The 24,170-nt window shown below is 71.5% G+C and carries 22 protein-coding genes, 1 tRNA gene and 2 pseudogenes; 17 read left to right on the top strand and 8 right to left on the bottom strand.

The features are described from left to right. The first annotated feature begins 14 nt into the window (after window positions 1-14). Both SCWH03_RS24345 and SCWH03_RS24350 read left to right on the top strand, forming a co-directional pair. Window positions 15-311 carry a type II toxin-antitoxin system VapB family antitoxin gene (locus SCWH03_RS24345; protein ID WP_003999914.1) on the top strand — a complete coding sequence of 99 codons (297 nt, stop codon included), beginning with the start codon at window positions 15-17 and terminating at the stop codon, window positions 309-311. Window positions 312-553: 242 nt separating this feature from the next. Next, the gene (locus SCWH03_RS24350; protein ID WP_254076984.1) at window positions 554-1,177 is read left to right on the top strand and encodes a LytR C-terminal domain-containing protein; all 624 of its coding nucleotides are present in this window, start codon (window positions 554-556) and stop codon (window positions 1,175-1,177) included. 347 nt (window positions 1,178-1,524) lie between these two features. On the opposite strand, the gene upp is transcribed toward SCWH03_RS24350, so the two are convergent. Then, a complete protein-coding gene (upp, locus tag SCWH03_RS24355; protein ID WP_173266440.1) occupies window positions 1,525-2,160 on the bottom strand; it encodes a uracil phosphoribosyltransferase in 636 nt (211 codons plus the stop codon). Window positions 2,161-2,245: 85 nt separating this feature from the next. Here upp and SCWH03_RS24360 point away from each other — a divergent pair, with 85 nt between their 5' ends. From SCWH03_RS24360 to SCWH03_RS24390, 7 genes and pseudogenes are all read left to right on the top strand, one after another. Continuing rightward, the gene (locus tag SCWH03_RS24360; RefSeq protein ID WP_173266441.1) at window positions 2,246-2,491 is read left to right on the top strand and encodes a hypothetical protein; all 246 of its coding nucleotides are present in this window, start codon (window positions 2,246-2,248) and stop codon (window positions 2,489-2,491) included. A gap of 182 nt (window positions 2,492-2,673) precedes the next feature. After that, complete coding sequence (locus SCWH03_RS24365; RefSeq protein WP_173266442.1) at window positions 2,674-3,198, top strand: tRNA adenosine deaminase-associated protein; 525 nt, start codon at window positions 2,674-2,676, stop codon at window positions 3,196-3,198. Window positions 3,199-3,233: 35 nt separating this feature from the next. Continuing rightward, a pseudogene (tadA, locus tag SCWH03_RS24370) lies at window positions 3,234-3,656 on the top strand (tRNA adenosine(34) deaminase TadA); the annotation flags it as partial. Between the two features lie 204 nt (window positions 3,657-3,860). Next, window positions 3,861-3,945: transfer RNA gene (locus tag SCWH03_RS24375), tRNA-Ser, on the top strand. 190 nt (window positions 3,946-4,135) lie between these two features. Beyond that, window positions 4,136-4,300: a hypothetical protein gene (locus SCWH03_RS24380; RefSeq protein ID WP_173266445.1), complete on the top strand. Its 165-nt coding sequence runs from the start codon at window positions 4,136-4,138 to the stop codon at window positions 4,298-4,300. 381 nt (window positions 4,301-4,681) lie between these two features. Then, the gene (locus SCWH03_RS24385; protein ID WP_371872764.1) at window positions 4,682-5,509 is read left to right on the top strand and encodes an RNA polymerase sigma factor SigF; all 828 of its coding nucleotides are present in this window, start codon (window positions 4,682-4,684) and stop codon (window positions 5,507-5,509) included. A 234-nt stretch (window positions 5,510-5,743) separates the two neighbouring features. After that, complete coding sequence (locus SCWH03_RS24390) at window positions 5,744-6,691, top strand: RNA polymerase sigma factor SigF (protein WP_173266449.1); 948 nt, start codon at window positions 5,744-5,746, stop codon at window positions 6,689-6,691. Window positions 6,692-7,314: 623 nt separating this feature from the next. Here the strand turns inward: SCWH03_RS24390 and SCWH03_RS24395 are convergent. Continuing rightward, a complete protein-coding gene (locus tag SCWH03_RS24395) occupies window positions 7,315-7,530 on the bottom strand; it encodes a hypothetical protein (RefSeq protein ID WP_173266451.1) in 216 nt (71 codons plus the stop codon). Window positions 7,531-7,767: 237 nt separating this feature from the next. Between SCWH03_RS24395 and SCWH03_RS24400 the strand changes: the two genes are divergently transcribed. Together SCWH03_RS24400 and SCWH03_RS24405 are read left to right on the top strand one after the other, a co-directional pair. Continuing rightward, window positions 7,768-8,310 (top strand): MarR family winged helix-turn-helix transcriptional regulator, encoded by a 543-nt coding sequence (locus SCWH03_RS24400; protein ID WP_173266453.1) that lies wholly within the window; start codon window positions 7,768-7,770, stop codon window positions 8,308-8,310. Window positions 8,311-8,422: 112 nt separating this feature from the next. Continuing rightward, a pseudogene (locus SCWH03_RS24405) lies at window positions 8,423-9,955 on the top strand (MFS transporter); the annotation flags it as partial. Between the two features lie 196 nt (window positions 9,956-10,151). Here the strand turns inward: SCWH03_RS24405 and SCWH03_RS24410 are convergent. The 5 genes from SCWH03_RS24410 to SCWH03_RS24430 form a co-directional block, all read right to left on the bottom strand. Then, complete coding sequence (locus SCWH03_RS24410) at window positions 10,152-12,461, bottom strand: ArnT family glycosyltransferase (RefSeq protein WP_173266457.1); 2,310 nt, start codon at window positions 12,459-12,461, stop codon at window positions 10,152-10,154. Beyond that, the gene (locus SCWH03_RS24415; RefSeq protein ID WP_254076986.1) at window positions 12,458-14,128 is read right to left on the bottom strand and encodes a bifunctional glycosyltransferase family 2/GtrA family protein; all 1,671 of its coding nucleotides are present in this window, start codon (window positions 14,126-14,128) and stop codon (window positions 12,458-12,460) included. The genes SCWH03_RS24410 and SCWH03_RS24415 overlap by 4 nt, the downstream gene beginning before the upstream one ends. A gap of 25 nt (window positions 14,129-14,153) precedes the next feature. Next, on the bottom strand, window positions 14,154-15,674 hold the full coding sequence (locus tag SCWH03_RS24420; RefSeq protein WP_216854793.1) for a sensor histidine kinase: 1,521 nt from the start codon (window positions 15,672-15,674) through the stop codon (window positions 14,154-14,156). Window positions 15,675-15,836: 162 nt separating this feature from the next. After that, the gene (locus SCWH03_RS24425) at window positions 15,837-16,577 is read right to left on the bottom strand and encodes a response regulator transcription factor (protein WP_254076987.1); all 741 of its coding nucleotides are present in this window, start codon (window positions 16,575-16,577) and stop codon (window positions 15,837-15,839) included. Between the two features lie 92 nt (window positions 16,578-16,669). Continuing rightward, window positions 16,670-17,662, bottom strand: coding sequence for an amidohydrolase family protein (locus SCWH03_RS24430; protein ID WP_173266484.1), 993 nt, complete (start codon window positions 17,660-17,662; stop codon window positions 16,670-16,672). Window positions 17,663-18,627: 965 nt separating this feature from the next. Here SCWH03_RS24430 and SCWH03_RS24440 point away from each other — a divergent pair. Continuing rightward, a complete protein-coding gene (locus SCWH03_RS24440; RefSeq protein WP_173266459.1) occupies window positions 18,628-19,161 on the top strand; it encodes an NUDIX hydrolase in 534 nt (177 codons plus the stop codon). On the opposite strand, the gene SCWH03_RS24445 is transcribed toward SCWH03_RS24440, so the two are convergent. After that, window positions 19,139-20,485 carry an NsdA family TPR-like regulatory protein gene (locus SCWH03_RS24445; RefSeq protein WP_173266461.1) on the bottom strand — a complete coding sequence of 449 codons (1,347 nt, stop codon included), beginning with the start codon at window positions 20,483-20,485 and terminating at the stop codon, window positions 19,139-19,141. The two genes, SCWH03_RS24440 and SCWH03_RS24445, sit on opposite strands and share 23 nt — an antisense overlap. A gap of 323 nt (window positions 20,486-20,808) precedes the next feature. On the opposite strand from SCWH03_RS24445, the gene SCWH03_RS24450 reads away from it, so the two are divergent. From SCWH03_RS24450 to SCWH03_RS24470, 5 genes are all read left to right on the top strand, one after another. Continuing rightward, on the top strand, window positions 20,809-21,138 hold the full coding sequence (locus SCWH03_RS24450; RefSeq protein ID WP_173266462.1) for a hypothetical protein: 330 nt from the start codon (window positions 20,809-20,811) through the stop codon (window positions 21,136-21,138). 193 nt (window positions 21,139-21,331) lie between these two features. Continuing rightward, entirely contained in the window at window positions 21,332-22,456 is a 1,125-nt protein-coding gene (locus SCWH03_RS24455; protein WP_173266464.1) for a radical SAM protein, read from the top strand. Then, window positions 22,453-22,617 carry a hypothetical protein gene (locus SCWH03_RS24460; protein ID WP_173266466.1) on the top strand — a complete coding sequence of 55 codons (165 nt, stop codon included), beginning with the start codon at window positions 22,453-22,455 and terminating at the stop codon, window positions 22,615-22,617. The genes SCWH03_RS24455 and SCWH03_RS24460 overlap by 4 nt, the downstream gene beginning before the upstream one ends. A gap of 88 nt (window positions 22,618-22,705) precedes the next feature. Further along, a complete protein-coding gene (locus tag SCWH03_RS24465) occupies window positions 22,706-23,572 on the top strand; it encodes a GNAT family N-acetyltransferase (RefSeq protein WP_173266467.1) in 867 nt (288 codons plus the stop codon). A gap of 149 nt (window positions 23,573-23,721) precedes the next feature. Next, window positions 23,722-24,120 (top strand): NsdA family TPR-like regulatory protein, encoded by a 399-nt coding sequence (locus tag SCWH03_RS24470; RefSeq protein ID WP_254076988.1) that lies wholly within the window; start codon window positions 23,722-23,724, stop codon window positions 24,118-24,120. Window positions 24,121-24,170 lie beyond the last annotated feature (50 nt).

Genomic DNA, 24,170 nt, shown 5'->3' on the forward strand with positions numbered 1-24,170 from the left:
GGTAGGCTTTCCGTGTGATCTTCAAGCGCATCGGCAACGGGCGGCCGTATCCCGACCACGGCCGGGAAAGCACCCGGCAGTGGGCGGATGTCGCGCCGCGCCCGGTCCGCCTCGATCAGCTCGTGACCACCAAGGGGCAATTGGACCTCGAGACCCTCCTCGCCGAGGACTCGACCTTCTACGGCGATCTCTTCGCCCATGTCGTGAAGTGGCAGGGCGACCTCTACCTCGAGGACGGGCTGCACCGCGCCGTGCGCGCAGCACTTCAGCAACGGCAGGTGCTGCACGCCCGCGTACTGGAGCTGGACTGACAGGACCGACCGCGTACCAGAGCCGGACCGACAGGACCGACCGGGCTGTCCGGACAGCCCGCGTACTCGAGCCGGACCGTCCGGGCTGACCGGGCTGACCGCCGCGAGCGACCCGTTCGGGCCCCTCTGCGCCCCCGTAAGGCGCAACCCCGCACCCCCGCGGGCGCAGCTTCGCGCCCATACGGGCGCAAGTAGATGATCGTTAAGTAGGCATAGCCTGCGGACAGCACTACGCTGCGCCCATGAGCATGCTCACTCCCCCAGGCATGGGCGGAAAGTACCGCATCACGGGCAATGCATATCCGCGTATGCGCCGCCCTCGTCGCCGCCGCAAGGTCGTGCTCGCAGCCGTCGCAGCCGTGGCCGTCCTCGGTCTCGGCGGGTGGGGGACGCTGCAGCTCATCAGCGCCTTCTCGGGCGATACCGACAAGGCCGCCGCCAAGAGCAAGGCCGCTGCGTGCAAGCCCGGGCCCACACCGTCCGCCGCGCCCACGCCGCCCCGCCCCGCCCAGATCACCGTCAACGTCTACAACGCCACCCCCCGCAGCGGACTGGCCAAGGCCACCGCCGACGAACTGCAGAAGCGCGGCTTCAATATCGGCAAGGTGGGCAACGCCTCCCCGCAGTACGACAAGAAGGTGCCCGGACCCGGGCTGCTGCTGGGCTCGCCGGACGCCCACGAGGGGCCGTTCGGCGTACTGGGCACCCAGCTCGCCGGCGCCCAGCTCAAGGCCGACGCCCGCACCTCCGCCGACGTCGATCTGATCATCGGAACGGCATTCACGACGCTGACCAGCAAGCCGGTCGCGGACAAGGCGCTGGCCGCGCTTGCGCAGCCCTCGCCGACGCCGGACGAGTGCGGCTGACCTCGGGATACGGCCGGCGAACGCGGTAGGGCGAACACCCCGGACGAGTGCGGCTGGTCCCTCCTCCCGGCTACGGGCAGGTTTTTCGCGGCCGCAGCAGGGCCCTCCGCTCACCTCGCGCAAACCGCGCCGGGGACGGGTGAGGGCTACCGCGCCCGGCGGCAGAAGCCGGCCGGGACACCCGGCCGGTCCGGATCCGAACCACGGCCGGGGTCCGCGCACCGGCCCGGGTCCGAGCCACGGCCGGTGGCCAGGCCGGTCCGGCCGCGGGGCCGGTGTGCAGCCGCGCGTCTGCCGGCTGCCCCGGGCGGACGCTGCTCCGCGGGGCCCACCCCTCGTGCCGGGTGCTACTCCGCGGCGCCGTACATCCGGTCACCCGCGTCACCCAGACCGGGAACGATGTAGCCGTGCTCGTTGAGCCGCTCGTCGACGGAGGCCGTCACCACGGTCACCGGGGTGCCCGCGAGATCGCGCTCCATCACCTCGACGCCCTCCGGCGCCGCCAGGAGCACCACCGCCGTCACATCGTCGGCGCCGCGTCTGATCAGCTCCCGGATCGCGGCGACCAGCGTGCCGCCGGTGGCGAGCATCGGGTCGAGGACGTACACCTGGCGGCCCGAGAGGTCCTCCGGCATGCGCGTCGCGTACGTCGAAGCCTCCAGGGTCTCCTCGTTGCGGATCATGCCGAGGAAGCCCACCTCGGCGGTCGGCAGCAGCCGGACCATACCGTCGAGCATGCCGAGGCCGGCCCGCAGGATCGGCACCACCAGCGGCCGGGGGCGGGAGAGCTTCACGCCCGTGGTCGCGGCCACCGGCGTCTGAATGTCGATCCGCTCGGTGCGCACATCACGCGTGGCCTCGTAGGCGAGCAGGGTCACCAGCTCGTCGGCGAGGCGCCGGAAGGTCGGGGAGTCGGTGCGCCGGTCGCGCAGGGTGGTGAGCTTGTGCGCCACCAGGGGGTGGTCGACGACGTGGATCCGCATGGGCCCAACAGTATCCGGGGCTGGCGTGGGCGCCTCCTCCGGAGGGAAGGTGGGACATAGCCTTCCAGCGCCGAGGTGGTGGCCGATGCAGGAGCGGGATCAGCAGGACCGGGAGCAGCGGGGCCGGGAGCGGGGCCGGGAACAGTCGCAGGAGCAGTGGCAGGAACAGTGGCAGGAACAGGAGGAGACCGACACCGGGCGAAGGCTGCGGCGCGCCCAGTTCCTCCGCGATCTGCACGAGGCGAAAGCCCTGCGTGACCGCGTCCAGCCCAGGCGCGCCCGCGCGGCACGGATGCGCCAGGCGATGCGCATGCGCTCCTTCCGCTGGTGAGCCCCGGTGTCCCCTGGACGGCCCTGTACGGCTCCTCTCGGTGGGCCCTCTCACTGAACGCGTGCACGACGCAAGGCCGGAAGACCTCTCGCTGAGCCGCTGTTTCTGCCACGATTCCGAGTGGGCGGGGCACGAGCAGCGCTCCGTCGGTCGTCACAACTCTGATCAGTGGGAGAGTCACGGTGTACTTCGCCGCACTGCTCGCGCGCACCGAAGACGGGTGGGTAGCGAGCGACACAGAGCTCGACGATGTGGAGTCCCTGTCGGATCTGGCCGACCTGGCCCGCGACGCCTCGGTGAACGAGGACACGGTGCTCGCCTTCATCGAGCAGGAAGACACATGGTTCGGCATCGTCCGGGTGGACGGCGAGGAGGATCCTCGCGTCTTCGTCTCGGATGCCGCCTCGGCAGCGCGCTCCTCCTACGGGGCGATGCTCACGGACGAGCTGCTCGGCAAGGACGAGGAGGATGACGAGCTGGACGCGCTCGACCTCGACGGCACGGAGGACGGCGAGCCGGAGAGCGAGGAGGAGCCCTCCGAGGACTCCGAGGACTCCGAGGCGGTCCCGGCCGGGCCGCTCGGCGACTCGGATCTGCTCGCCGACCTCGGGATGTCCGCGAAGGAGCTCTGCGCGCTCAGCTCCGAGGCACTGACCGAGATCGCCGACACGCTCGGCGCCTCCGAACTCCTTGAGGCCGTCCGCTAGTGGCGGACCCCGTGCGGGCGCCGTGGGAGGCGCCGATGCGGCTCGCGCTGGAGGAGGCCGCACATGCGCCGCTGACCGGGGACGTCCCGGTCGGCGCCGTCGTGCTGGCCGAGGACGGCACGGTCCTGGCCACCGGCCGCAACGAACGCGAACTGACGGGAGACCCCACCGGCCACGCGGAGGTGCTCGCGCTCCGGCGCGCGGCCGCGGCGCGCGGAAGCTGGCGGCTGACCGGCTGCACGCTCGTGGTCACGCTGGAGCCGTGCACGATGTGCGCCGGTGCGCTGGTGCTGTCCCGGGTGGACCGGGTGGTCTACGGCGCGCGCGACGAGAAGGCGGGCGCAGCCGGCTCGCTCTGGGACGTCGTACGGGACCGGCGTCTCAACCACCGGCCGGAGGTGATCCACGGGGTGCTGGAAGCCGAGTGCGCACGGCAGCTCACGGAGTTCTTCCGGGACACTCGCGGGGGTGGCGGGGCGGCGTCCGCGACGGAGCCGCCAGGACCGCAGACACTCGGCCGGGAGTCCTCCGTCCCGCAGACGCCGGGCTCCCCGGCCCCCGGCTCGGGGACCGCCGGTGAGGGGCCGGGCAGCGGCGGCCTTCCGGTGCGCTGACCGATACCGATTTCAGAGCACGGCACCCCTTGGGCTAAGCTCTCTCCCGGTAGCGTGTCCGAGCGGCCGAAGGAGCTCGCCTCGAAAGCGAGTGTGGCGCAAGTCACCGAGGGTTCAAATCCCTCCGCTACCGCTGACAGACGAAAGGGCGGCCCGTCGGGCCGCCCTTTCGTGTTCTCTCGTCTCGTTCTCCGCCGCCTCCGGCACCTGGTGAGGGCGCCTCGCACAGCCGGACGGACGAACCCTGCAACGGGGTCCTCCGCTCCTGACCACTCGGTTAGACTCACGCGTCCGCGGAGGGGCCGCAGGGGAGGCAGAGACCAGTGGTGCAAGCGAAGAAGGTCGCTCTCTATGCGGTCGTCGTCTTCGTGCTGTACACGATCATCAACTCCCCGTCCCGGGCAGCCGACCTCGTCGGGGTGGGCTTCGAGGGCATTTCGAGCGCCGCGCACGGTGTGGGCGAGTTCATGACGGAACTCGTCAACTAGTTCCGGGGTTCCCCGCGGGCCCGGGGTTCCCCCGCGACGCCGGGTTCCCCGGCGGGCCCGGCGACGGAACCGTCGTCACCGGCCCCGCCCCCGCCCCGCCCCCGCGCTCGGACGCCGCCGACCGGCGGTGCGCGGTGCCATCAGGCGGGTGCGACGACCGCGGGCGGCCGCCGAGCCGTCCCCGCCATCCGGCGCTCAGCGCCCGCCGCGGAGGCGAGGGGCTTTTCACTGATGCACCAACTTGCTCTCAACACGACGCCATGGGGTGCTTGATCACAGTGGACCTGTGTTGTGATGCTATGACCGCTTTTGATGGATGAGTTGACCCGGCATTGACCTTTGAGGTTGACGCCGTTCGACCCGTGAAGGGGTGGCGTGACCGTGCCGGCCAGTACTGCGCCTCAAGTGCCACCCCAGAACGAGAGCGAGGGCCGGGCCAAGCAGAGCCGGGGCGCGGACACCAGGGCGCTGACCCAGGTGCTCTTCGCCCAGATGAAGGACCTGGAGCCGGGCACGGCAGAACACACCCGCGTACGGGCCGCGCTGATCGAGGCCAATCTGCCGCTGGTCCGGTACGCGGCGGCACGGTTCCGCAGCCGCAACGAGCCGATGGAGGACGTGGTCCAGGTCGGCACGATCGGCCTCATCAACGCGATCGACCGCTTCGACCCGGAGCGGGGCGTGCAGTTTCCGACGTTCGCGATGCCGACCGTGGTCGGCGAGATCAAACGGTACTTCCGTGACAACGTCCGGACCGTACACGTACCGCGCCGGCTGCACGAGCTGTGGGTGCAGGTCAACGGTGCCACGGAGGACCTGACCACGGCGCACGGGCGGTCGCCCACCACGGCCGAGATCGCCGAGCGCCTGAAGATCTCCGAGGACGAGGTGCTCGCCTGCATCGAGGCGGGCCGGTCGTACCACGCGACATCGCTTGAGGCAGCGCAGGAGGGGGACGGCCTGCCGGGCCTGCTGGACCGGCTGGGCTACGAGGACCCCGCGCTCGCCGGGGTCGAGCACCGCGATCTGGTGCGTCATCTCCTCGTCCAGCTGCCCGAGCGCGAACAGCGGATCCTGCTTCTGCGCTACTACAGCAATCTGACGCAGTCCCAGATCAGCGCCGAGCTGGGAGTGTCGCAGATGCATGTGTCAAGGCTCCTCGCCCGCAGCTTCGCGCGCCTCAGATCCGCAAACAGGATCGAGGCATAACCGAATCGGGTAGACCCCTTTCAGCCCATTTCGGGGGGTGCGAATGCCGCATACCCCCTTTTTCCTGCGCCGATCTGACGCCCTGTTGTCGACATGTCACTACAGCGCGTTGCCGACATGTGTCATTCTGCGGGAACCGCGTTTGCAGCCGCCCCGCCTCCGGTATTCAGGTGGAGGCTGCGTTCCTCCGACGGTCGCGGCCGACGCGACCGTCCGCGACCTCCAGGGGGTGGCATGTCCGCAGAACAGGGCAGCTCGAAGGTGCTCACGCTCACGCAGAGCGCTCCCTCGACCGACGCGCTCCCGGTACCCGATCCGATGTCCGCGACCATGCCCGTGGATGGGTCCGTGGACATGTCCGCGCCGGTCTCCGTGGACGTGCCCATGGATCTGCCGGCCGGCGCCGCCGCGGCCACCGCTGCCCTCGACACCCGCACGCTCTCGCGCTCGCTCTTTCTGCGGCTGGCCGCCCTCGACGCGGACAGCCCCGAGCGTACGTATGTACGCGACACCCTGATCGAGCTCAATCTGCCGCTGGTGCGCTATGCGGCAGCACGGTTCCGCAGCCGCAACGAGCCCATGGAAGACATCGTCCAGGTCGGCACGATCGGCCTCATCAAGGCGATCGACCGCTTCGACTGCGAACGCGGCGTGGAGTTTCCGACGTTCGCGATGCCGACCGTGGTCGGCGAGATCAAGCGCTTCTTCCGGGACACCAGTTGGTCGGTGCGCGTTCCGCGCCGGCTCCAGGAGCTGCGGCTCGCCCTGACGAAGGCCAGCGACGACCTGGCCCAGAAGCTCGACCGCTCCCCGACGGTGCCCGAACTCGCCGCGGTACTGGGCGTGTCGGAGGAGGACGTGGTCGACGGCCTCGCCGTGGGCAACGCCTACACGGCGTCCTCGCTGGACTCCCCGTCACCCGAGGACGACGGGGGCGAGGGCTCCCTCGCAGACCGCCTGGGCTACGAGGACGGCGCCCTGGAGGGTGTCGAGTACCGGGAGTCCCTGAAGCCGCTGCTGGCCAAACTCCCCCCGCGTGAACGCCAGATCATCATGCTGCGCTTCTTCGCGAATATGACGCAGTCTCAGATCGGCGAGGAGGTCGGCATCTCCCAGATGCATGTCTCCCGCCTGCTCACACGGACGTTGGCGCAGCTGCGGGAGGGCCTGATCGCCGACTGACGCGCCGCCCCTGGGGCCGCCGACCCTCTGACCGTGCCGTCTGCCACACGGCCGGCCACGCTCCCCGCCGCGAGGTTCCGCTCCGGCCGACCCGCCCGTCCCGCCCGGCCCCGGAGCAGCCGCCGGACGGAACGCCGCAAGCGCCGCCTTGTCCCGCCCTCGTCGGTGGTCGCCCTCGTCCGTGGTCGCGGAGATCGCGGAGATCGCGGAGGGCACCCGCGGACGAGCGGTGGCGGCGAGAACGTCACCGTGCGACTTCCGCAACGACGGTGCGACGGTGGTGCGTTCGGGCGCCCCGGTGTTCGGCAGGCACCCCGTCGGCGCGTCCGGCGCCGACGGGGCGGCGATCCGTTCCGCCGGGGGCTCCCGGCGTCCGTCACCGCGGGTGCGGTGACGGACGGTGCGTACCGTGGTGCCCGTGGACTCCCGGCAGGGGGCGCCGGGGCATACGTGGTACCGCCGGGCGTGCGTGCGGGACGCCCCGAGGACGGGCCACCACATCACGCCGGAGCACCGGAGCGCCGGAGCGCCGGAGCGCCGGAGACGCCATGGCACCGGACGTGTGCGCGGAGCGTCCGTCCCGACCGGGCGGGGCCCCGCGCAGCGACGGCGATCGCGGAGGCTCAGCCGAGCGCGAGCCAGACCACCGTGCCGAGGATGGCAACGGCGGCCACGATCCCGACGATCAGCCCGATCCTGGGTCCTGCGGGCGCGGGCGCGGCGGCGGCGCGGCCCGCGTGCTGCGGGCCGCCCTCGTCGACGAAGGCGCGGAACATCTGTGTGCTGCCCGACGGGTCGTGGCCCTCGGGACCCTGGGACGCTTGGGGATTGTGTGCCATGGGTCAGGACCCTAGCGAACCCGGGGGAGCCGCCCAAGTCCCGGCAGGCCGCCCCTGCCGCATGCCCGCAGGACCCCCGCACATCCCCCGTGAGACATCCCCCGCAGACATGGGCTGATCATGACCACCCGCCCGCGGGGTCCTGGGGGGCCTTCACCCCGAAGAGCCCCTTTTCATTTGCCTGTAGCAACCAACTGCTTCTATGGTTGCCCCAAGCAACAACAAGAGGGAGTGTCTGTGGCCGGGCGGAGTCACTACGAGGAGCTGGCCCGCCAGCTCAGCGCCATGGGCGCCGTGAAGAGGAGGGTCGCACGTGCGCTGCCCGCGGAGTGCCCGCCCGGCTCCGCCGCCGTGCTGGCCCTCCTCGACCGGTACGGGGAGATGCGGATCAGCCGACTCGCCGAACTGCTCGCGGTCGACATGTCCGTGACCAGCCGCCATGTGGCGCACGTCGCCGGGTGCGGCTGGATAGATCGGTCACCGGACCCGGACGACGGACGCTCGCGCATCCTGCGGCTCACCCCCTCGGGGGTGGCCCGGCTCGACGATCTCAGCCGGCGCACCACCGACCTGTTCGCCGACTGCCTCGAGGACTGGTCCGACGACGAGGTAGGACGGCTGAACACGCTGCTGGCCCGTCTCCGCGCATCGGTCGGGGACTGCCGGACCGCCCACCCACCCGCCCGGGAGACGACGCGCCTGTCCGGGAGACAAGGAGACAAGGAAGTACATGGCTACGACGACACCGGCCGGTGTGCGGGGCGGCCACGCCGGGAGTGAGGGCGCCGCGGCCTCCGAGGGCGCCTCCGCACCTGCGGACCGCGAGGCCTCCGAGGCCGCAATGTCCCCGGCTGCGGACAAGGGCCACCCTGCCTTCGAGGGCGGCTCGCCGATGACGCACCGGCAGATCCTGGAGGCTCTGTCCGGACTGCTGCTCGGCATGTTCGTCGCCATCCTGTCCTCGACGATCGTCTCCAACGCGCTTCCCGAGATCATCAGCGATCTCGGCGGCGGCCAGTCCGCCTACACATGGGTCGTCACGGCGGCCCTGCTCGCGATGACCGCGACCACTCCGCTCTGGGGCAAACTCTCCGACCTCCTCAGCAAGAAGCTGCTGGTCCAGATGGCTTTGATCATCTATGTGGCGGGGTCGGTGGCAGCGGGGTTCGCCCAGAACACCGGCACCCTCATCGCCTGCCGCGTGGTGCAGGGCATCGGCGTGGGCGGTCTCACCGCCCTGGCACAGGTGATCATGGCCGCGATGATCTCCCCGCGGGAGCGCGGCCGCTACAGCGGCTACCTCGGCGCGACGTTCGCCGTCGCCACGGTCGGCGGTCCGCTGCTCGGTGGCGTCATCACCGACACCGAGTGGCTCGGCTGGCGCTGGTGCTTCTACGCCGGTGTGCCGTTCGCGCTCATCGCGCTGCTCGTGCTGCAGAAGACCCTCAAGCTTCCCGTGGTGAAGCGGCAGGTGAAGGTCGACTGGGCGGGCGCCCTCCTCATCAGCGCCGCGGTCTCGCTGCTGCTGGTCTGGGTCACCTTCGCCGGTGACGCCTACGCGTGGCTGTCCTGGCAGACGTACGCCATGACCGGTGGAGCGATAGCCCTGGGACTGCTCTTCCTGGTCGTCGAGACCCGGGCGGCCGAGCCGATCATCCCCCTGCGGCTGTTCCGGAACCGGACCATCACGCTGGCCTCCCTGGCATCGCTCTTCGTGGGTGTCGCGATGTTCGCCGGCACGGTCTTCTTCAGCCAGTACTTCCAGCTGGCACGGGGCGAGTCGCCCACGATGTCCGGCGTCATGACCATTCCCCTGATCGTGGGCCTGTTCGTCTCCTCGACGGTCAGCGGCCTGGTCATCACCAGGACAGGCAAGTGGAAGGCATGGCTGGTCGGCGGCGGCTTCCTGGTCACCGGCGGTCTCGGCCTGCTGGGCACGATCCGCTACGACACCGAGTACTGGCGCATCGCCGTCTTCATGGCCGTCATGGGCCTCGGCCTCGGCATGATGATGCAGAACCTGGTCCTCTGCACCCAGAACCAGGTGGCCCCGCGGGACCTGGGTGCGGCCTCGTCGGTCGTCACCTTCTTCCGGTCGCTGGGCGGTGCCGTGGGTGTCTCCGTGCTGGGCGCGGTGCTCGCCGACCGCGTCACCCGCTATGTCGAGGACGGTCTCGCCGCACTCGGTCCTGGGGGCGCGTCGATGGGCCAGGGCGGCACCGGGGGCGGGGGCATCCCCGACCTGGACGCGCTGCCCGGACCGGTCCGTACCGTTGTGGAGAGCGCATACGGGCACGGAGTCGCCGACGTGTTCCTGTACTCGGCCCCGTTCGCGCTGCTGGCGTTTCTGGTGACCCTGTTCATCAGGGAGGTGGCGCTCAAGGGCGCCCCGTCCGGCGCCCCGGGCACGGCATCGGACACGGCTACGGACACGGCCGGACGGTAGGCCGCCGGCCACGGGGCCGTGGCCGGCGCGACCGCCGTGCACGGTGGGGGGTGGGCCCGGAGGTCGCGAACCATCGGCCGGGGCCTCCTCACACGGGCCTCGCCCGCACGCCGCCGGCTCCGCCCGGTGGCCACGGGAGGCCTCCGGGCGGAGCCGGCGCGGTGCACCGTCAGCGCTACTGCGGTGAAGTGAGGTCGTAGAGGGTGATGCCGTCCACGGTGACCTCCGTGAAGTTCGCCGCGACCCACTCCTGGATCTCCTCGGAGCTTTCACCACCAGGCCCCCGGCCCCCGCCGCCGCCGCCCTCCCTGCCGGCGATGAACCAGTGGATATCCCCGTCGGCCACGTACTGCTGGAACCCGGCGAGGGTCGGAGACGGGTCGCTGCCGTTGAATCCGCCGATCGGCATGACGGGCAGCTCCGTGGCGAGCTGGTAGGAGGCGGCGTTCTGGGAGCCGACGGCCGCGGCCGCCCAGGTGTAGGCGGAGGCATCCTCGGACAGCCTGGAGACGACGGCGGAACCCACCTCCGGCCCGTTGAGCAGTCCCCCTGCCTGGCCTGCACCGGCCGCTCCCTCGCCACCTGCCCGGCGGCCCTGGCCGTCGCCGGGCTGCCCACCCTGACCCTGGCCCTGACCACCCTGGCCCTGACCACCCTGGCCCATGCCCTGGCCCTGACCCTGACCGCCCTGACCCTGACCCTGGCCGTCGCCGGGCTGCCCACCCTGACCCTGGCCCTGACCGCCCTGGCCCTGCCCCTGGCCCATGCCCTGGCCCTGGCCCTGGCCCTGCCCCTGACCGCCCGCTGCCCCGGGCGGCGTCATCGCGCCGCCACCCGCCGCGAGACCGCCACGGGCACCGGCGCCACCACCGGCGCCACCACCGGGACCGCCACCGGGACCGCCGCGCGTCGACGCGGGTCCGGCGACCACCAGCGAGCCCTGGTGCCCGGTGCTCAGCGTGGAGAGGGTGTACGCCACGGGGCCGGCCAGTGATGCCGCGAGTGCGAGGCCCGCCGCGCCCAGCGCGAGCCGGCGCGCGAGTTTCCCGGCGAGCAGCAGCCCCACCGCGGCCGCGAGCCCCCCGACCAGCACCGCCCAGCGCAGCCACGGTACGAAGTCCGGAGTGCGTCCCAGCAGGACCCACGCCCAGCCGGCCGTCACCGCGACCGCACCGGCCAGAACCGCACGGGCCGCGGGGTGCGCACGCTCCTCCCACAGCACGGTGGTGCCCATGCCGATGAGCGCCGCGATGTACGGGGCGAGCGCCACCGTGTAGTACTCGTGGAAGATGCCGGCCATGAAGCTGAAGACCAGCAGTGTCGTGACCAGGGCCCCGCCCCAGACGAGGAACGCCGCCCGGGCGGAGTCGGTCCTGCCGGCGCGCCGGGTCACCACGAGGCCGGCCACGAGCAGGATCAGGGCGGCTGGCAGCAGCCAGGAGATCTGCCCCCCGACGCTGTCGCCGAACATCCTCCCGATCCCGGTCTCACCCCATCGGCCGCCCCCGGCCCCGCCGCCTCCGACGCTTCCGGTCTCGTTGCCGTTGATCCGGCCGAGGCCGTTGTAGCCGAAGGTGAGTTCGAGGAAGCTGTTGGTCTGGGAACCGCCGATGTACGGGCGGGAGGAAGCCGGCCACAGCTCGACGATCGCCACCCACCAGCCTCCGGACACGATCAGCGCCACTCCGGCCAGGGCGAGTTGGCCGACCCTCCGCCGCACCGACGCCGGCGCGCACACCGCGTACACCAGCGCGAGCGGCGGCAGGACGAGGAACGCCTGGAGGGTCTTGGTCAGGAAGGCGAAGCCGATCGCGACGCCCGCCGCCACCAGCCAGCCCGTGCGGGCCCCCTCCAGCGCGCGCAGCACGCAGTACACGGCCAGCACGGTCAGCAGCGCCAGCAGTGCGTCGGGATTGTTGAAGCGGAACATCAGGGCGGCCACCGGCGTCAGCGCCAGCACCGCGCCCGCGATCAGCCCCGCCGCAGCGCCGAAGCGCCTGCGCACTGCCGCGTGGACGACGGCCACCGCCGCCACCCCCATCAGCACCTCGGGCACCAGGATCTGCCAGGACCCCAGCCCGAACAGCCGGACCGACAGCGCCATCGGCCAGAGAGCGGCGGGCGGTTTGTCGACGGTGATGGAGTTCGCGGCGTCGGACGAGCCGAAGAAGAAGGCCTTCCAGCTCTCGCTGCCCGCCTGCACGGCGGCGGAGTAGAAGGAGTTGGCGTAGCCGGAGGCGCTGAGGTTGTACAGGTACAGCGCCCCGGTCAGCACCAGCAAGGCGATCAGGGCGGGCCGCGCCCACGCCGGGTCCGCGCCCCGGGGCCGCCGCGGCCGGGCGGCCCGGCCGCGGCGCGGAGGAGTCCCCGGCGGTCCGGGCGGCTCGGGCGCTCCCGGCGGTCCCGGCTCCGCGTGGCCGGCGGTCGCGTGGCCGGCGGTCGCGTGGCCGGCGGTCGCGTGGTCGTCGTGCGGTGCGGTCGTCATCGTGGGTCCCCCGCGGTCGTGCCGGTCGCGCCGGACGCACCGGTCTCGTCATTCGGATAACTCGTGTAGCTCGTACCGGTCGACCCGGTCGACCCGTACGCACCGGGCACGTACGCCGTACCATCCGCGCCGTTCGTACGGTCATCGGACGTCGTACCGGTCGCACCGGGCGCGTAGCGCGCACCGGTCTCGTCGTCCGGATAGCTCGCGTAACTCGGATAGCTCGTAGTGAGCGTCCCGGTCGACCCGGTCGGCCCGTACGCACCGTACGCACCGGGCACGTCGGTCACACCGGGCGCGGACGCCGTACCGCCCGCGCCCCTCGTGTGCCTCGTCCCGTCCGCGCCACGCGCGCGACCCGCACCGCTCGTACCGGCGTCGGGTGCCGTCCCGGCAGCGGGTCGCGACTGGTCCCGGCGGTCGGGAAAGACCCAGGCGCGGTAGAGCAGGAAGCGCAGCACGGTGGCCGCGAGGTTGGCCACGACCAGGACGGCCAGCTCGGTACCCCGGGAGGGGTTGCCCGCGGCAGCGTCCAGCGCGGCGAGGGAACCGCTGGTGAGGACGAGGCCGACGCCGAAGACCACCAGCCCCTGGGCCTGGTGGCGGACCGCCCGCTCGCGCCCGCGCACCCCGAAGGTCAGTCTGCGGTTCGCGGCCGTGTTGGCGACCGCAGAGAGCAGCAGCGCGCCGGCGTTCGCCGCCTGGGGCCCCACTCCGGTACGGAACACCGAGTAGAGGAGCAGATAGAGAAGCGTCGACAGCGCGCCGACCGCGCAGAAGCCGAGCAGTTGCCGGGCCAGCCCGCCGGGGACTCCGATGATCCGGCCGTCTCTCGGGTCGTCGCCGAACGGCCGCGCCAGCCGGTCCAGGGGCAGGGCCCCGACCGCGAGTGCCCGACCGACCCGCAGCACGCCCTTCAGGTCGTCGACGGCCGTGCGGACGATGTGCACGCTGGAGTCCGGGTCGTCGACCCAGTCCACGGGGACCTCGTGGATCCGCAGCCCGGCGCGCTCGGCCAGCACCAGCAGTTCGGTGTCGAAGAACCAGCCGGTGTCCTCGACCATCGGCAGCAGGCGCTGGGCCACTTCCCGCCGTATCGCCTTGAACCCGCACTGCGCGTCGGAGAAGCGCGCGGCGAGCGAGCCGCGCAGGATCAGGTTGTACGTGCGGGAGACGAACTCCCGCTTCGCCCCGCGCACCACCCGCGACGACCGGGTGAGCCGCGAGCCGATCGCCAGGTCCGAGTGCCCCGAGATCAGCGGTGCGACCAGGGGCAGCAGCGCCTTGAGGTCGGTGGACAGATCCACGTCCATGTACGCCAGCACAGGCGCGTCGGACTCCGCCCACACGGTGCGCAGCGCCCGGCCGCGCCCCTTCTCCTCCAGCCGGCGGACCCGCACCCCCGGCAGCGAGGTCGCGAGCTCGGCCGCCACCCGGGGCGTGCGGTCGGTGCTCGCGTTGTCCGCGACGGTGATCCGGAAGCCGTACGGGAAGGTGCGGGCGAGATGGTCGTGGAGCCGGCGTACGCACGGCTCCAGGTCGTTCTCCTCGTTGAAGACGGGGATGACCACATCGAGCACGGGCGGGCCGGCCGCGCCCACGGGCAGGTGCTCCCGTGCCGGCAGGGTGCCCGTGGCGGTGGTGCCCGCCGGGGTGTCGGTTCGCATGGTCCGACTCTCGACGGGCCCGCTGTCACACCCGTGTGCCGGCGCTGTGCGCCGTCTGTGAGTCTCCGGGCTCCCCCCGCACCAGCGCCAGGCGCACGGAGAAGACCGTGTGCCCCGGCGTACTGGTCACGTCCACCGTCCCCCCGTGCGCCGTGACCACGGCGTGCACGATCGCCAGCCCGAGGCCGGTGCTTCCGGCGTGGCGGGAACGCGAGGCGTCGCCGCGCGCGAAGCGCTCGAAGACATACGGCAGCAGTCCGGGGGGGATGCCGGGACCGTCGTCCCGGACCTCCAGTACGACCCCGCTCCGGCACTGCGACACCCGTACGGCCGCGGTGACGGTGGTGCCCGGCGGAGTGTGGGTGCGGGCGTTCGCCAGCAGGTTGACCAGCACCTGGTGCAGGCGCTCCGGATCGGCCCGCACCACGGCGGGGTCGTCCGGCAGGTCCAGGCGCCAGACGTGGTCCGGGCCCGCGGCCCGGGCGTCGCTCACCGCGTCGACGACCAGCGGGGACAGATCGGTGTTCCGGTAGGCCAGCGGCCGTCCCGCGTCGAGGCGGGCCAGCAGCAGCAGATCCTCCACCAGCCCGGTCATCCGGGTGGCCTCCGACTCGATCCGGTCCAGAGCATGCCGGGTGTCGGGGCCGGGCTGCTCCCGCCCGCGCCGGGTCAGCTCGGCGTAGCCCCGGATGGACGCGAGGGGCGTCCGCAGCTCATGGCCGGCGTCCGCCACGAACTGCCGCACCCTGGTCTCGCTCTCCTGCCGCGCGTGCAGCGCCGAGTGGACGTGGTCGAGCATCCGGTTGAGCGCGGCGCCCACCCGGCCGACCTCGGTGCCGGGGTCGGCCTCGGCCTCCGGAACCCGCTCGTGCAGCGCCACCTCACCGCTGTGCAGGGGGAGTTCGGACACCCGGGTGGCCGTCGCCGCGACCCTCCGCAGCGGACGCAGCGCGACCCCGACGAGGACGCCGCCGGCCAGCCCGGCGGCGGCCAGCCCGGCGGCGGTCACACAGACCTCGACGACGACGAGGGTGCCCAGAGTGCTGTGCACCTCGTCGAGGGGGACCCCGACCAGGAACGCGCCGTTGGCACCCGGCCGGTACTCCACGCGGTAGTCGCCGAGGCCCGGCACCGCCACGGTGTGCGGCTCCAGGTCGCGTGGCACGTCCGCGAGCGCGGCCCGCTCCGCCCCGGTCAGCGGCCGGTCCATGACCCGGGGGCCCAGTGCGTCCGACTCCTGCTGGACCGAGACGGCCCCGTCGCCGAGGGAACCGTCCACCAGGATCTGCACACCGACCGTCCCGAGCGGTGCGCCGCCGCTGGTGACGAACCGCAGCGACCCCGGCGACCGCGGCCCGCCGCCCGGCTCGCCCTGCGGCGGTCCCGCCGCGCGCTGCGCGACGCCCTGCAACTGCTCGTCTTTCTGCCCGTACAGATACGTGCGCAGCGCGAGCGTGGTCACGGTGCCGATGACCGCGGCGACCACCGCGATAAGCGCCACCGCGGACACCACCAGCCTGGTCCGCAGGGACCATCCGCCCCTCACCCGGCACACCTCCCGGCAGGCTCCGGAGCGTCGCCCCGCGCGCCACCGTCCCCGCAGTGCCGGCCGAAGGCCCCGGGCGCCCGATCACCGGGGGCCGCGGCCGCCGTGCCGCCCCGTGTGCCCGACGATGCTCCTCGACGGGCCGACGCCGCCGCTCGCGTCCTACTCACCTGGCTTGATCAGATATCCCGCGCCGCGGCGGGTGTGGATCATCGGAGTGCGCCCGGCGTCGATCTTGCGCCGCAGATAGGAGATGTAGAGCTCGACCACGTTGGCCTGGCCCCCGAAGTCGTACGACCACACCCGGTCCAGGATCTGCGCCTTGCTCAGCACCCGCCGGGGATTGCGCATCAGATAGCGCAGCAGCTCGAACTCCGTCGCCGTGAGGTGGATCGACGTGCCGCCCCTGGTCACCTCGTGGCTGTCCTCGTCCAGCGTCAGGTCACCGACGACCAGAAGCGACTCATCGCGCGCGGCGGCCGCCCGCCCCGAGCGCCGGATCAGCCCGCGCAGCCGGGCCACGACCTCCTCCAGGCTGAACGGCTTGGTGACGTAGTCGTCACCGCCCGCGGTGAGCCCGGCGATCCGGTCCTCTACGGCGTCCCTGGCCGTCAGGAACAGCACCGGCACGTCGGGAAGTTCACGGCGCAGTTTGCCGAGGACCGTCAGCCCGTCCATGTCGGGCAGCATCACATCGAGGATCACGGCGTCCGGCCGGAAGGCGCGCGCCGCTTGCACGGCGCCCGCCCCGTCACCGGCGCTGCGCGCCTCCCAGCCCTCGTAGCGCAGGGCCATCGACAGCAGCTCGGTGAGGGAGGACTCGTCGTCCACGACAAGCACCCGTACGGGGCTGCCGTCGGTCCTGCGCAGTTCGGTCCGTCCCCGGGACGTACGCGTCGTCATGCCGACCACTCTGGGCCGCGGCGGTAAGAGGGACCTTTCGCTTCCCTGTGAATTCGCTGAGAACCGCCACCGGACGGAGAACCCGAGAACCGTCATGGGGCGGAGAACAGCGCGGCCGCGTTGCCGTGGCAGACCGCCCGCAGCCAGTCGTCGCCGAGTTCCAGCCGCTCCAGGGCGCGGAGCTGGTGGAGATACGGGTAGGGGATGTTGGGGAAGTCCGTCCCGAGCAGCACGCGGTCACCGAGGTCCGCCAGGCGTGCCCGCTCGGCCGCCGGGAACGGGCTGAGGCGCTCGCTGAAGTCGGTGAACGCCATCGTGGTGTCCAGGCGGACCTCCTCGTGGCGCTCCGCGAGGTCGAGGAAGTCCGTGTACTCCGGCATCCCCATGTGCGCGACGATCAGCGGCAGCCGGGGATGGCGGGCGAGGATGCGCCCCACCGGTCCCGGCCCCGTGTGCTTGCCCGGCGCAGGCCCGGACCCGCAGTGCATCACGACCGGTACGCGCGCCTCGGCCAGCAGCCCCCACACCGGGTCGAGGAGGGGATCGCCGGGGTCGTACGCACCGACCTGGACATGCGACTTGAGCACCCGGGCGCCGCCCTCGACGGCGGCGCGGACATAGCGCCCGACGCCCTCTTCCGGAAACAGCGTCGCCGTCCGCAGGCAGTCGGGCGTCCGGGCCGCGAAGTCCGCGGCCCAGCCGTTGAGCCACTCCGCCATGCCGGGCTTGTGGGGATACAGCATGGACGTGAAGTTCCTCACCCCGAACCCCCGGAGCAGCGCGACCCGCCGGCCTTCCTCCTCGCGGTAGGTGATGGGCCACTCCAGGCCCGTCAGCGGCCCGGCGGAGTCGAAGTACGCCCACACCTTGTCCAGGACCCGTTGGGGCATGAAGTGGGTGTGCACGTCGATGAGTCCGGGCAGCCCCAGCCGCGTCCAGAACGCGCGTACCGCCTCGGCCTCCGCCCCGGGACGGGGCGGAGGCCCGGAGGGTGCCGCCGTGCCGTCGCGGTCCGCTTGCCCGGCATCCGGTGAGCAACACGGAGCTGCGGGGCGGTTCGGTTCCCTCGCGGGGTGAGCGCTCATGCCCACAGCCTCAGGCGTCCGCCGATGCGCTGTCCAGGCCCCGACGGGTGACTCGGCCGACCGCGGACGCGGGATCGGACGCGGACGGGCCGACAGGGCCGACAGGGCACCGGCACCCGACCGAGGCCGGGTCCGGTCCGGGTCCGGTCCGGGTCCGGTCCGGGTCCTGCTCTGGTCCGGGTCCTGCTCTGGTCCAGCGCCGATACCGGACCAGAGCCGCATCGCATCGAGTCCGCGCCCCGACCGGCACCCGGCGTAGGTGTCGAACATGCCGCCGTCTCCGCTGCGCCGCAGATGCCATACGGGAGCACCGTAGGCGTTCACGCCCCGGACATGGGCATTGACCATCGCCTGGTCATCCGCACGGTAGATCGAGCTGTAGAGCGTGGTGGCATGGGCCCGTACCTCGATGCCAGGTACCCCGGCAAGGGGGCGGTAGTGCATGAGGGCGAGTCGGCAACGGGACTCGATCCCGTGGCCGAACCTCTCCCCCTTGCCGCGCTGTTGAACATCGATGCTGTCCGGGTCGCCGATCGCGATACGGACCGCACACCCGTCGGAACCTCGCTCTTCCAGCAAGTCGTTGAGCCGCGGGTGCGCCTCGTGCAGGAAGACGGCCGCGTACACCAACACGTCGATGCGCTCGCGGGCTTGGGCCAGCATGTCCACGACGGCGGACACGGGGATGTCCGCCCGCTGGTCGTAGAGAGCCACAAGTTCCGGACTGACGGCGCGGGCAGGGCGTGCCTGCCGGAGCGCGGGCCAGTCCCCGTTCGGGGCCGGCCCTCCAAGCCCGGGAGCTGCGGCCACAGAGCGGCGCGAGGCCGAGCTGGATACCGGTTTGCCACCCCTCCTTTAATAGGGACGACCTCCCCTATTCGTCGGATTGACACTAAGTCGCCGAACTCTGCTGTCTTCGAGGCTCGTTCTGCGATGCTGGAGATCGATCGAGAGGGGCCGCAGCGATGCAGTGGAAGATCCACGGGGAACGTCCGATCTACGAGAACAGCTGGGTGAACCTGTGGCTCACCGACGTCGAGACACCGGACGGGAACCGCTGGGAGCACCACGTCGTCAAGCTCCGGCACCTGGCCGTGGCCGCCGTCGTCAACGAGCGACGCGAGGTGCTGATGATGTGGCGGCACCGCTTCATCACGGACGCCTGGGCGTGGGAGCTGCCCATGGGCCTGGTCGAGGAGAGCGAGACGCCGGCCGATGCGGCGGCCCGTGAGGTGCTGGAGGAGACCGGCTGGCGGCCCGGCCCGATCACACCCCTCATCTACGCCGAGCCTGCCAACGGCATCACCGACTCCCAGCACCACGTCTTCCGGGCCGACGGAGCGACGTACGAGGGCCCGCCGACCGAGGAGAACGAATCGGACCGGATCGAGTGGATCCCGCTGGCCGACGTACGAGGCATGATCGACCGGCGCGAGATCGTCAGCAGTGGCTCTCTGGTCGGCCTGCTCTACGTCCTCATGGACGAGGCGATCCGCTGATCTGACGGGGCAGCACCTCCCGGAGCCGGGACTCGAACGCCACCGCGGCCGAGTCCCGACGGAAGGGCTCCAGCTGCTCGTAGAACTCCCGAAGGTGGCCGGCGACTCGTTGAGAGCTGACGGCCGCCGCTGGGGCCAGAGCGTCCATGGCCGTGTGGCACGCCTCGTCGAGTTTGCCGCGCTGGAGCTGCGTACGGGCGAGCCAGAAGGCATGGAAGGCGCGGCCTCGGTGGTTCGTCTGGTGTTCTCTGCGAAGGGCGTCCGCGATGAGGGGTTCGGCGAGGGCGGCTTCGCCCAGGCGGCCGTGTGCGATGCCGGTGTCCACGATCAGCTTCGGTTCGTCGAAGTAGGCGATCCAGGCCGGATCCGGATCGCCGGTGCTGATCCGGCCGAACTGGGTGTGGGCTTCCGAGATCGCGGTGTGGGTCGCGCCGTGGTTGCCGCGGGTGGCATGGGCGAAGGCTTCGCGCATCGCGAGCATGGCCAGCACGCGCGGTGTCGTCCCCACGGCCCCTCGGGCCTGGTCCTGGGCGGCCGTGACGAGTGCGAGGGCGTCGCCGGGCTTGTCCTGGTAGGTGGCCTGGAGGCTCATGCAGGCGAGGACGTTGGCCATGAACTGGCGGTCGTCGACGGCCTTGGCCAGGCCGAGGGATTCGGTGAAGTAGGCACGTGCCTGGTTGTACTGGCGGGCGTCGAAATAGGTCCATCCGGTGAGCCTGGCCAGCTCGGCCGCGATGCTGTGCAGGCCGTCCCGCAAAGGAGCCGGACGCTGCTCCTTGAGGAGGTCGACAACGTAGCGAAGCTGGCCGACGACCGCCGGCCGTAAGGTCTCGCCACCGTGCTCGTCGTCCCGGCGCCAGTAGTCCGCGATCGACGAGTGCAGCGCGTCCAGCATCGAGGCGCTGAGGTCCCGCTCAGTCGCCAGGGCGAGGATGCTGTCGACGTCCGCTCCCGGTAGTCCTGCGACAAGCGGCTCCACAGCTGAGGCCGGCACCCCGGCCGGTTGGCGGGGCGCGACCGTCAGGCTGGGCGGCGTCTCCCAGGAGCGTCGAGCAAGGCCGAGCATGTGTCCGGGGATGCACAGCCCGTCAGAGATCCGTTCGATCACGTCCATGTGCAGCAGCTGTCGCCGTCTGGCGATTACCTCGCCCACGCGGCTCGGGGTCAGGTCGCAGCGGCGCGCGATCATCGACGGATAGATGCCTGCTCGTGCCTTGACCAGCTGAAAGATGCGGCCGAAGTCTCTGGCCTGGCATGCCTCGATCATCACCGGGTCCGTGAGCAGGCTGACCGGGAGTTCCTTCGAGCGAGATGGCTCGGGCATCGGGCACGCTCCGGCATGAGGACTACGGATCGCTGCAGTTGGTCAACCGAGGGTGATGCTACCCAAGTTGGGTAATCCGCTTGGCCTTTCTGGCCGGGCCCGTGGATCGCGATGCTCCTGACTATGGCGAACGGACAGGACGACGTACGGATGACGTTGCGGGTCTCCCGCGACTCCGGCCAGACGTGGGGGCCTCTCACGGAGGTACGCGTGGGCGAGGATCCGATGGTCCCGGAGAACCCGGGCCGCTATCCGCCCTGTGTCTGTCCCCGGTGCTGGCAGCAGGCTCGGAACGCCGTTGCGTCCTTCCGGATGGTGTCGTGATGCGGTGCACGCACTGGCGCCGGGTGCCCCTCGACCTGGCACGGGAAGCACGGCAGAAGTCGGCCGCCAAGTACATCGACAGGGCGGTGCAGTGCCAGCTGTCCGCGCACGACGAGGGTGAGCACTTCGGTCTCCTCACCGACGCCTGCGCGTACGAGACCGCGCTGTGGCTCCACTGGCACGGGACGGACAAGGCGGAACTCGTCGTGCTGCCGGACTGCCCGGTGGCCGCCCCGGGGCCCGACGGTGAGGGCTGCTGTCTGTTCGCCGACCACGCCAAGCAGCACACCTGGGAAGACGCCCTGGAGGAGGTCTCGTGCACCAGCTGATCGCGAGCCCGCACAAGTCACGGCGCCCTCGCTCGCCTCGCAACGAACAGTGCGGGGACTGCGGTGGCAGCGGAGCCAATTCGTCCGGCAGAACCTGCGGCACCTGCAACGGGCTTGGCGAGATCCACTGCCGCGCCGGCCGCCAGGAGTCCTGTGTGCTGTCCCGCTCCGTGATCCGGAAGGAGGGCCACCGATGGCCCACGCTCTGATCGCCTCCCCGTTCCTCGACGGGCACCTTCTCCTCAAGCCGGGAGCAAGGGCCGGCGCCCGAATCTCCGCCGACCACTACGAGGGCCTGCGCCAGGCCGCCACCGACGGTGAGTCGCTTCCCGCCTGGGCAGTGCAGACCGCCGCCGACCTGTGGGACCTGAACTTGGGCAGCCGACCCGTACAGGCCACGGTGCTGGTGCGTGAGCCGTCCCCGTACGGCTACTGCCGGGCGTCCTGGGAGATCAACCTCGGCTGCAACTTCGGCTGCAAGCACTGCTACCTCGGTGAGCGGCCCTTCTCCGGCCTCGGCTGGGAGGACAAGGTGCGGCTGCTCGACATCATGCGCGAGGCCGGCGTCCTCTGGCTCCAGATCACCGGCGGCGAGCCCACCATGGACCCCCACTTCCAGGGCGCCTACCGGTACGCCTGGCAGGCCGGGATGATGCTCACCATCTCCACCAACGGCTCGCTGCTCTGGCGACCTGACCTCCTCGAGCTCTTCCGGAACTGCCCGCCCTACCGCCTGGTGGTCAGCATGTACGGGGCGAGCGAGGAGTCCTTCGACACGCTCACCCAGCACCGCGGGGCGTGGAAGGCGTTCCGGCGCGGCATCGACGCCGCACGCGAGGCGGGATTGCCACTGCGCATCAACGTCGTGGTGACCGAGGACAACGCCTCCGAGGCCGACGAGATGGCCGCCCTTGCCGACGAGTGGAACGTCGAGAACCACGCGTACACGAACATGACGCCCACGATCTACGGCGGCGGAGAGCCGCTGCTCGCCCAGTCCGCCGCCCACCTGCGGCAGCGCAAGCCGTTCGCCGGCTGCAACGCAGGACACACGTTCTTCCACGCCGACCCGCACGCCAAGGTCTCGATCTGCAAGGTCGGCCGCGACGACCAGATCGACCTCATGGCCGAAGGCATCGACGGCCTCACCCGGCTCGGCTCCATCGCCGACCGCCTCATGCTTCGCACCGGAGGGTGCGAGGGCTGCGCCCTGTCCGGCACCTGCCGGGTCTGCCGCCCCCTGGCCAAGCACTACCAGGAGGCCAAGGCGCCGCTGCACAGCTACTGCCAGCACGGAGACAAGGAGAACGCCTCATGACCCCGCCCGTACCGGTGACCATCCTCCCCGGCCCGCCGGCCTCGGCCCGCCGCGCCGCCCCGCCCGTCGCGACCGCGGCGATCACCGCCGTCCAGGACCTCGACGTGATCGTGGAGAGCGCGGAGTGCTCCTGCGACGCCGGTGACGACAACCCCCACTGACCCACCTGATCCGGTCAACTCCGTTCAGGCCCCGGCGTACTCGCGTCGGGGCCTGAGCCCTGCCCGTCCCACCGCTAAGGTGCCGCTCATGTTCTTCCGCTGGGACTGGCTCCGGCCCCAACTGACCGCGCCGATCGTGCCGACTCTCGGTCCCATCCACCCCGATGCCCTGACCGTCAGCGTGTTCGAGGACATCCTGCGAGCGACCGACACGGGTGACTTCCTGACCTACGACAAGGACCGGCGCTGGGGTGGCGAGAAGGACGAGAAATTCCTCCGCGAGGACGTGGTTCACCAGCCTGAGCACACTCTCATCCCCACCCTGAGTCGGCGTGGACGCGGCACTGTGAAGGTCTTCGCCTACGGGCTCTGCGACACCGTCGTGGATGAGGCCGCCGAGCTGGCCGCGAAGCTCGCCTCCACGCACGAAGTGGCGGGCGCCCGGGTGGTACGCCCTCTCGGTCCCGAGACTGCACACCCGCGCGGCACCCGCATCCAGCTGAAGGACTTCACCGCCCTCCCCTGCCCCGCCCCGGATGGCCCGGTTCGGCCCATCACTGCCTGGCCGACCGCCGTGCAGGAGACCTTCGCCCCGTTCGCCGAGGCCATGACGGGCGATGGCCTGGCCTTCCTCCACGCCCAGATGCAGGCCGGCCGGTGCGGCCCGGTTCTCGCCGCCGCCGTCGAGGACCGCATCGTGGGCGCGATCGGCCCCATGGAGATCCAGCCCGACGCCATTGGACGCCGCCAGCTCATGCCCCAGTACTTCGCCGTCCTCCCCGAGGCCCGAGGCCAGGGCCTGGGACGCGTCCTGTGGCGGGCGGCCATGCGCTGGGGCCAGTCCCACGGCGCCGCCTACCAACTCCTTCAGACCGAGATCGGCGGACCCTCCGACCGGCTGTGCCAGGCCGAAGGACTCACCTCCCTCGGCTTCGCCTACGCCATGTCCTCATAGCTCCGGACTGCGCCACCTTCTCTGGTCGGCTGCCCCGTGCCGTTGGCAACCTCAACCACAGAAAGTCAGCCACGACGGTGGGTGCGCCGAACAGCAGCGCCGGGACTTGAAAGCCTTGAAAGTTCGCAAGGGCACGGGGAGTTGAAGGCATGGCCAAGCGTGAACCGAACGAGGCGCTCGGGCGCCTGCTCACCGAGAGCCGCTGGACCTATCGCCAATTCGCGCGGGCGGTGAACCGCGTGGGCACCGAGATGGGCACGCCCCTGCGATACGACGAGTCGGCGGTGAGCCACTGGCTGGGCGGCACCGTGCCCCGCGGGGCCGTGCGGGTGTGCGTTCTGGAAGCCCTCTCTCGGCGTCTGGGGCGGCCCGTAACGCACGCTGAGGCCGGTCTGCCGGTTCCCCGCGATCACTCCTCCTCGACAGCCGCGGATACCGTGGAGGGGCTGATCGACCTCGGGAGGCAGGACAGTGCGCCGTGGAAAGCGCATGTTGATCGTGTGGAGGTGAGAGACCTTCGCCTCTGGGCTGTCGCAGCAGCCCAGTGAAGCTGGGGGCAGCCTGATCCGGGAGGTGCCGGGGAGGGCGGTAAGCAGCC

This window comes from Streptomyces pacificus (assembly GCF_011766325.1).
GTDB classification, from domain to species: Bacteria; Actinomycetota; Actinomycetes; order Streptomycetales; family Streptomycetaceae; genus Streptomyces; species Streptomyces pacificus.